Origin of the sequence: Kamptonema sp. UHCC 0994, assembly GCF_029167235.1 — a bacterium.
In the GTDB taxonomy this organism is placed as follows: domain Bacteria; phylum Cyanobacteriota; class Cyanobacteriia; order Cyanobacteriales; family Microcoleaceae; genus Kamptonema.
This window is the reverse complement of sequence record NZ_JARFTR010000108.1, coordinates 1-4853: the sequence shown is the minus strand read 5'-3', so window position 1 is coordinate 4853 and position 4853 is coordinate 1. Positions and strand designations below refer to the sequence as shown.

The window sequence follows — 4853 nt, the reverse complement described above, 5'->3', positions numbered from 1 at the left end:
CTCATGGAGTTATCCAGTAAGGTCACGGGCAGAACACCCGTTGATAGGCGTTAAGTGGAAGTCCTGTGAGGGATGAAGCTGAGGCGCACTAACAGACCGAGGGCTTGACCTCTAACTTTGATTTGATTTGATGACTTATTTCTTTGCAGTCTTCAGGGCTCTTACACCCTTACAGCTTTTCCTGGTGTTTATGACGCGGTGGCACCACACCGATTCCATCCCGAACTCGGATGTTAAACGCTGCGGTGGCGAAGATACTTGGTGGGTAACTGCCTGGGAAAATAGCTCGATGCCAGGGATTCTATTTGACACAGCCTCTTTCTCTCACTCTGAGCTGAAAGGGGTTTTGTTTTGAGATTGCGTGAGAATTTTGTTTAATTTTTAAGGACATAAGGACATAGCGATGCTATGTCCTTATGCGTATTTAATTAAGATTCCGACAAAACTTTGGCAGCAGCGGCGATACCAGCACCAGAAATAAAGCCTTCATAACCTAATTCTCGGAGGACTGTTTCTAAGGCAGAAATAGCGGCAAGAATATCTCGATCGCACACAAATCCCAAATGACCAATACGGAAAATTTTACCCTTCAAATGGTCTTGACCGTCAGCCAGGAGAATATCAAAACGCTTTTTCATCAGCGATCGCACTTTTTGAGCATCTACCTGTGCGGGTGGTACTACTGCCGTAATTGCTGGACTAGCGGCCCCGTCAGCAGCCAACAAACCCAGGCCTAAAGCTTTTACCGCTGCATGGGTAGTCTTCATCAATCGCTGGTGACGTGCGAACACATTTTCTAATCCCTCCGCCTTCATCATTCGCAGAGTTACTTGCAGGCCAAAAAACATATTCACTGGCGGGGTGAAAGGAGTCGTATTTTTAGCAGCATCTTTGCGGTACTTGCCCAAATCTAGATAAAAACGGGGCAATTTAGCAGTTTTATAAGCTTCCCAAGCTTTGGGACTGACGGCGACAAAACCCAAACCGGGGGGAATCATATAAGCTTTCTGAGAACCAGAAGCAATTACGTCAATTTCCCACTCATCCATCGGGACGTTGGCGGCCCCTAAACTGGTGACGGCATCGACCATAATTAAAGCTTGACCATGCGCTTTTACGTGGCGGTTGATGGTTTCCAAGTCGTTGAGAACGCCTGTAGAAGTTTCCGAGTGGGTGATGATAACGGCTTTAATTTCTTTGTTAGTATCTGCTTCTAATTTCTCGCGGAATTTTTCTGGATCTAGAGGTTGACCCCATTCAGCAGTGATGATTTCAGCATTTAAGCCGTAAGCTTGGGCGACTTCACCCCAACGTTCGCCGAATTTACCATTATTACCGACAAGGACGCGATCGCCTGGACTTAAAAAATTAATTATCCCTGCTTCCATCGCGCCAGTGCCAGAAGCGGTTAAACTTAGTACGTCGCTCTTAGTTTGGTGTAGCCATTTCAGGTTCTCAGTACATTCTGCAAAGATCGCATCAAATTCGCTGCTACGGTGGCCCATCGGGTGCTTGGCCATTGCCAGTAATGCTGCTTCTGGTACTGGCGTGGGGCCAGGAATCATCAGCATTAACTTGTTATCCATGATGTTGTCTGTCCTAATTCAATCGTTAGTAACTATAGCAATCCTAAATCAGTTTTTGCATAAGTTATTGTTAAAAAAGCATTCAAATTAGAAATTTTTGATGACAAATTATTGATGATTGTCATAGCAATTATAAATCAAAAATTAAACAATTCTTAGTTTTTAATTTTTAATCTTTAATTTTTAATTCTCCCTCAACTGACTCAGCTTTGATTTCATTGAGTGACCACAGGTATTCTACTGGTAAGTTAGAGCGTTTGCAACTTTCTTCGAGTTGTTTTTGCTGAGCGACAGCTTTGCGGAGGGTGACTATCAGTTGTTGGACTTGTTCTTGCTGGGGAGATTTTTGACTGACAGCGAACAATGTTTTTCGCTCTAGGAGTTGCAGTAATAGTTCATAATGTATATGGGAAGGAAGGGGAATTTGCTCCATGAAAGCTTATCTACCTCAATTCATAATTGGTAATTGGTAATTGGTAATTGGTAATTGGTAATTGGTAATTGGTAATTGGTAATTGGTAATTGGTAATTGGTAATTGGTAATTGGTAATTGGTAATTGGTAATTGGTAAAGTAAACGCTATAGCTTGTTGGGTGGGCGCTCGCCGCCAAAAAATTGTAACTTATTGCTATAAATGGTTGTCGGCGAGCGCCCACCTTACCTTTAATTCGGTCTATCTACTTAGTAGTCATAATGAAAGATTGCGATCGCTCTTTTTTCTGCTATTAATTGCCATGACAATCGCAAGAATAGGATTGCATATTACCACCTATTACCAGAATTTTAGCTCGTTGTCAATACTATCAGGTGGCTGTGCTGGTAAGTTTTGTTAAAGCTTCGGCAATATCAGGCTGTTTCACGAGAGATTCGCCGATGAGGACGGCTTGGGCACCGGCGCTAGCAACGAGGGCTAAGTCTGCGGGTACGTGCAATCCTGACTCGCTTACAACTAAGATATCGCGATCGCGGATTTCGCTACCCCGTGCGGCTAGAAGTTGGCTGGTAGTTTCCAGATTGACGGTAAAATCTTCGAGGTTGCGGTTGTTGATGCCTATGAGGTTTACGCCTTCTATAGTTAATACGCGATCTAGTTCTTCGAGGGTGTGAACTTCGATTAGTGCTGTCATCCCCAGAGCCTTGACAATTTTGACAAAATACTGTATGTCTTTGTCAGAAAGAATAGAGGCGATTAGCAGTACGGCATCGGCTCCTCGGACGCGGGCGAGGTAAATTTGGTAAGGGTAGATCAGGAAATCTTTGCAAAGTAGGGGCAATTCAACGGTTGAGCGAACAATTGCTAAGTTATCGAAACTACCTTGAAAGAATTTTACATCGGTGAGGACGGATATGCAGCTAGCGCCGCCTTGCTGATAGGCAAGTGCGATCGCGGCGGGGTCAAAATCTTCTCTAATTACGCCTTTGCTAGGGGAAGCTTTTTTGACTTCAGCTATGACAGCGGGTTTCGTTTTGCTATGGCGAAGTGCGGCTAGGAAATCGCGGGGAGAAGATATTTTAGCTGCTTGTTTTTGGAGCTCAGCTAAGGGAGTGCGATCGCGCATCTGGGCAACTTCTATTTCTTTTTGCCAGACTATTTCTTCTAGGATGTGGCGGGGTTTGTCATCGGGTACGGCTACCTGGTAGCTGAGGTAGAGTACGGATACGGCTGGGTTGGGGCGACGGCGGCGGATTTCAATCATAGAGAATAGTTTAGCAGGCGATCGCAACAGGTTTCAACGTATTTTAGGGAAATTTGCAAGATTATTATAGATAGATGGAGATAACCGATCGAGAGTTTATTTCCGGTTGAATAACTGAATAATTAGGAGAAATTTGATGAAACTTGCACTGTTTGGCGCAAATGGGATGGCTGGGACTCAAATTGCTAAGGAAGCGTTGATGCGCGGCCATGAGTTGACGGCGATCGTTAGAGATCCAGCACGTTTTTCGTTATCGGGAGATTCCTTACAGGATAGCTTTGCGTCACGCCTGACTGTTGTTGTTGGTAATGTGCTAGATCCTATTAGTGTTGCCAAAATTGTTAAGGGCCACGATGCTGTTATCAGTGCGGCTGGGCCGGGAAATACTACAGCAAATAACCCTGATTTAGCGCTGATTATTCCACAAGCAGCACATTCACTAATTGCAGGTTTGACTGCTGCGGGAGTTAATCGTTTGGTGGTGGTGGGTGGCGCAGGTAGTCTTTTTGTTGCGCCTGGTATGCAGTTGGTTGATACTCCCGATTTTCCGGTGCAGTATCGCCCCGCATCTTTAGCCCATCGGGAGGCCCTTGGTATTTATGAAAAGGCGGATTTGGACTGGACTTTTATTAGTCCGGCGGCGATATTTATGTCGGGCGATCGCACTGGTAAGTTTCGTGTGGGAACTGATGAGTTGCTCGTTGATGAGCATGGTGAAAGCAGAATTTCGGCTGAGGATTATGCGATCGCGCTGCTGGATGAAGTTGAGAAACCCCAATATATTCGCCGTCGCATGACTGTTGCTTATTGAGAAAATGGCGCGATCGCCAAACCTCTAGCTAACCCCAAATCACCCTAAAATTCCCCCCTCAACCATATCTTTACAAATCTTCATCTAAACTCATACCGATATATCGCGATATGTCGTATAGTAGAGAAAGTTGATTTTGGATTCACTTAGATATGTTTAGACGCTTTCGTTTTGACTTTCCGGCACTTGTATCGGCAGGAGTCAGTGAAGAGGATCTATCGTTTATCAGTCATTGGTTCCAGCATGGCAAGGATCGTGGCAGGCCTCATCATGGCCATCATGGCAAGCATTTTGGCGATGAAGGATTTGGTCGTGGATGGGGAGATGAGCACCGGACTCGTAGGGGAGACATCAAGTTCATCCTGCTGGAATTGTTATCCGAACACCCGGCTCATGGTTACGATCTGATCAAAGAAATGGAAACCCGAAATGGTGGTTTCCGTCGCCTCAGTCCCGGTTCAGTATATCCAACACTCCAAATGCTGGAGGATGGTGGTTATCTAACCAGCACACAGGAAGGCGGTAAGAAGATTTACACCATTACCGATGAGGGTAAACAACTCTTGGCAGAGCGTACCCAACAGGAAAATTCAGACTCTCCTTGGGAGGCCTTCAAAACCGTAATGATGGGTAAGGTGCGATTCGTTTAACCTAAAGTAAGGATCAAACCCTTACGGGACGGTTAGCCTAGCTGCTCAGGCAGTTGGTGATAACTGATTACATTTGAAGGTGAACCGCCGTGCGGTAAGTCCTTCCCTC

The 4853-nt window shown here is 45.3% G+C and carries 5 protein-coding genes, 2 rRNA genes and 1 pseudogene; 4 read left to right on the top strand and 4 right to left on the bottom strand.

The window, feature by feature from the left end:
* A 23S ribosomal RNA gene (locus PY364_RS10545) occupies positions 1-112 on the top strand; the annotation flags it as partial.
* Between the two features lie 68 nt (positions 113-180).
* A 5S ribosomal RNA gene (rrf, locus tag PY364_RS10540) occupies positions 181-298 on the top strand.
* Positions 299-428: 130 nt separating this feature from the next.
* Here the strand turns inward: rrf and PY364_RS10535 are convergent.
* The 4 genes and pseudogenes from PY364_RS10535 to trpC all read right to left on the bottom strand — a co-directional run bounded on the left by PY364_RS10535 (position 429) and on the right by trpC (position 3283).
* Positions 429-1586 (bottom strand): alanine--glyoxylate aminotransferase family protein, encoded by a 1158-nt coding sequence (locus tag PY364_RS10535; RefSeq protein WP_275522341.1) that lies wholly within the window; start codon positions 1584-1586, stop codon positions 429-431.
* A 169-nt stretch (positions 1587-1755) separates the two neighbouring features.
* Positions 1756-2019 (bottom strand): DUF5340 domain-containing protein, encoded by a 264-nt coding sequence (locus tag PY364_RS10530; protein WP_275522340.1) that lies wholly within the window; start codon positions 2017-2019, stop codon positions 1756-1758.
* A gap of 41 nt (positions 2020-2060) precedes the next feature.
* Positions 2061-2144: pseudogene (locus tag PY364_RS28835) on the bottom strand (single-stranded DNA-binding protein); the annotation flags it as partial.
* Between the two features lie 245 nt (positions 2145-2389).
* Complete coding sequence (gene trpC, locus PY364_RS10520; RefSeq protein WP_275522335.1) at positions 2390-3283, bottom strand: indole-3-glycerol phosphate synthase TrpC; 894 nt, start codon at positions 3281-3283, stop codon at positions 2390-2392.
* Positions 3284-3419: 136 nt separating this feature from the next.
* Between trpC and PY364_RS10515 the strand changes: the two genes are divergently transcribed.
* Positions 3420-4094 (top strand): NAD(P)-dependent oxidoreductase, encoded by a 675-nt coding sequence (locus PY364_RS10515; RefSeq protein WP_275522333.1) that lies wholly within the window; start codon positions 3420-3422, stop codon positions 4092-4094.
* 152 nt (positions 4095-4246) lie between these two features.
* Positions 4247-4744, top strand: coding sequence for a PadR family transcriptional regulator (locus PY364_RS10510; RefSeq protein WP_275522330.1), 498 nt, complete (start codon positions 4247-4249; stop codon positions 4742-4744).
* Positions 4745-4853 lie beyond the last annotated feature (109 nt).

Bases quoted from the DNA above. Each gene is read 5' to 3' on its own strand.
- PY364_RS10535 (WP_275522341.1), bottom strand. From the start codon at position 1,586: ATGGATAACAAGTTAATGCTGATGATTCCTGGCCCCACGCCAGTACCA.
- PY364_RS10530 (WP_275522340.1), bottom strand. From the start codon at position 2,019: ATGGAGCAAATTCCCCTTCCTTCCCATATACATTATGAACTATTACTG.
- trpC (WP_275522335.1), bottom strand. From the start codon at position 3,283: ATGATTGAAATCCGCCGCCGTCGCCCCAACCCAGCCGTATCCGTACTC.
- PY364_RS10515 (WP_275522333.1), top strand. From the start codon at position 3,420: ATGAAACTTGCACTGTTTGGCGCAAATGGGATGGCTGGGACTCAAATT.
- PY364_RS10510 (WP_275522330.1), top strand. From the start codon at position 4,247: ATGTTTAGACGCTTTCGTTTTGACTTTCCGGCACTTGTATCGGCAGGA.